The 2,188-nt window shown below is 62.0% G+C and carries 2 protein-coding genes and 2 pseudogenes; 3 read left to right on the plus strand and 1 reads right to left on the minus strand.

All coding sequences use genetic code 11. From position 1 onward, the window contains the following. Positions 1 to 299 (minus strand): annotated as a pseudogene (locus EOA29_RS33945) (TonB-dependent receptor); the annotation flags it as partial. A 257-nt stretch (positions 300 to 556) separates the two neighbouring features. Between EOA29_RS33945 and hemP the strand changes: the two are divergent. The 3 genes and pseudogenes from hemP to EOA29_RS33960 all read left to right on the plus strand — a co-directional run. Then, the gene (gene hemP / locus EOA29_RS33950; protein WP_126093348.1) at positions 557 to 763 is read left to right on the plus strand and encodes a hemin uptake protein HemP; all 207 of its coding nucleotides are present in this window, start codon (positions 557 to 559) and stop codon (positions 761 to 763) included. Positions 764 to 813: 50 nt separating this feature from the next. Continuing rightward, on the plus strand, positions 814 to 1,875 hold the full coding sequence (locus EOA29_RS33955; RefSeq protein WP_127222233.1) for a hemin-degrading factor: 1,062 nt from the start codon (positions 814 to 816) through the stop codon (positions 1,873 to 1,875). A gap of 62 nt (positions 1,876 to 1,937) precedes the next feature. Further along, positions 1,938 to 2,188, plus strand: a pseudogene (locus EOA29_RS33960) (hemin ABC transporter substrate-binding protein); the annotation flags it as partial.

Below are 2,188 nucleotides of genomic sequence, written 5' to 3' on the forward strand. Positions count from 1 at the left end.
GTGACGCCTGGCACGCCGAGCAGCATCTCGTTCGGCGTCGTCGCCATGCGGCGGTCGAGCTGCTCTTTGTCGACATGGCTGGCCGAGGCCAGCGACTGGATCGCCGTCTCGCCGGTGCGGCTGATGACCAGGATCTTGTCGAGCAGAGTTTCTTCGGCAGCGGCTTTTTCATCGGCCTTCTTTTTTTGGTCGGCCTGCTGATCGGTCGCTGGCTGCACCGCCTGTTGAGCTTTCGCGGCCGGAACGCCGAGCGCGATTGCCGCTGCTCCGGCCATCAATATGGCAATGCCGCTTGCCATCCATCGGAAGCCCGGGCCCGCGTCCGCCTGGCCCGTCTGTCCCCAATTCACCAACCCCATGCCCCAACTCCAATTTTCAGGCTCGATGCTGGCTGGCGCGGGGCTCGCTCGCATTTTTGATCACATCCGGCGCCTTAAATGTTGACTCATTTAGTCCGGTAATGCACTGACTAGTAAACATGATAATTCGAGTCAAGAATTGAATCGGCATTAAGAGGGCCCGGCCTGGCAGCCGGCACAGCAGAAGGACCGACCCGATGAACACGCACAATCCCAACGACTTCCGCTATCGCGTCCGCCGGCCGGACGACACGCAGATGCGCTATGAAAGGGTGCCGATGGCGGTGAGGACGCTGTCCAGCAACACGCTGTTCCAGGGCGAGCACGAGATCGGCATCGAGCATCACGGCGCACTCTACCGCCTGAAGATCACCCGTCAGGGCAAGTTGATCCTCAACAAGTGAACAGGATCGGCAGGCGGTTGACGAGACATCAGGCAATACGGGTGGACGATATGGACCAGCGCGTTAAGCCGTCGCCGGAAGAGATCCGGCGGGCGCGGGAAGATAATCCGAAAATGCGGGAGCGCGATCTAGCCGCTCAATTGGACATCTCGGAGGCGGAACTGGTCGCGGCGCATTGCAGCCTTAGCGCGGTACGCGTCGAGCCGCGCGTCAACGACCTGCTGACCGGCCTTGAAGCGGTCGGCGAGGTGATGGCGCTGACCCGCAACGACAGCGCAGTGCACGAGAAGATCGGCGTCTACGACAAGGTCGTCACCGGCAACCACAACGCCATGGCGCTCGGCGAGAACATCGACCTGCGCATCTTCCCAAAGGTATGGGCGCATGGCTTTGCCGTCGAAAAACGCGACGGCGGCGAGATCCGCCGCAGCCTGCAATTCTTCGATGCGGCCGGCGAGGCGGTGCATAAGGTGCATCTGCGCCCCGCCTCCAACCTCTATGCCTACCAGAAACTGGTGGCTGGCCTCGAATCGTCGAACCAGGAACCGACCATCGCGATCGCCTCAAGCGTTTCGGAAGGCAGCGGGGAGGCCCAAGGTTCGGTTGCCAGCATCGACGATCTGCGCGACCGCTGGAGCCGGATGACCGACGTGCATCAGTTCTTCGGCATGCTGAAGACGCTGAAGCTCAGCCGCCGCGAGGCGGTGCGCATGGTCGGCCAGGACTTTGCCTGGCTGCTGGACAATGGCGCGGTGAGCGCCATGTTCCACCATGCCGCGGAGGGCGAGATGCCGATCATGTGCTTCGTGGGAAACCGCGGCTGTATCCAGATCCATTCCGGCCCGATCAAATCGGTCAAGCCGATGGGACCCTGGATCAACGTGCTCGACGAGACCTTCCACCTGCATCTCAGGACCGATCACATCCATGAGGTCTGGGCGGTGCGAAAGCCGACCAAGGACGGCCATGTAACCTCGCTCGAGGCCTATGATGCGAATGGCGGCATGATCATCCAGTTCTTCGGCAAGCGCCGAGAAGGCGAAAGCGAGCGGGAAGACTGGCGTTTCCTGGCCGAGAACCTGCCCCGCATTCCCAGCCCGACCGCTGCATGAGGCAAGACCCGACGCGTGTTGTTTTCAGTTTCCGCCCGGTGCTTGCACCACTGCTCGGTCTTATGCTGGCCTTCGCCGTTCTGCCTGCGAAAGCCAACGACAGTACCGTCGTCTTTTCCGACACCTCGCGGATTGCCTCCATCGGCGGCTCGATCACAGAGATCGTCTATGCGCTTGGCGAGGAGGGGCATCTCGTCGCCCGCGATTCGACCAGCTATTTTCCGCAAGCCGCGCTCAAGCTGCCCGATGTCGGCTATATGCGCGCGCTGTCGCCGGAGGGCGTGCTGTCGGTCAATCCAACCGGAATCCTGGC

This window comes from Mesorhizobium sp. M1E.F.Ca.ET.063.01.1.1, assembly GCF_003998155.1.
In the GTDB taxonomy this organism is placed as follows: domain Bacteria; phylum Pseudomonadota; class Alphaproteobacteria; order Rhizobiales; family Rhizobiaceae; genus Mesorhizobium.

Excerpts from the sequence above, each read along its gene's own strand:
- EOA29_RS33955 (WP_127222233.1), top strand. The coding sequence starts at position 814 with ATGGACCAGCGCGTTAAGCCGTCGCCGGAAGAGATCCGGCGGGCGCGG.
- hemP (WP_126093348.1), top strand. The coding sequence starts at position 557 with ATGAACACGCACAATCCCAACGACTTCCGCTATCGCGTCCGCCGGCCG.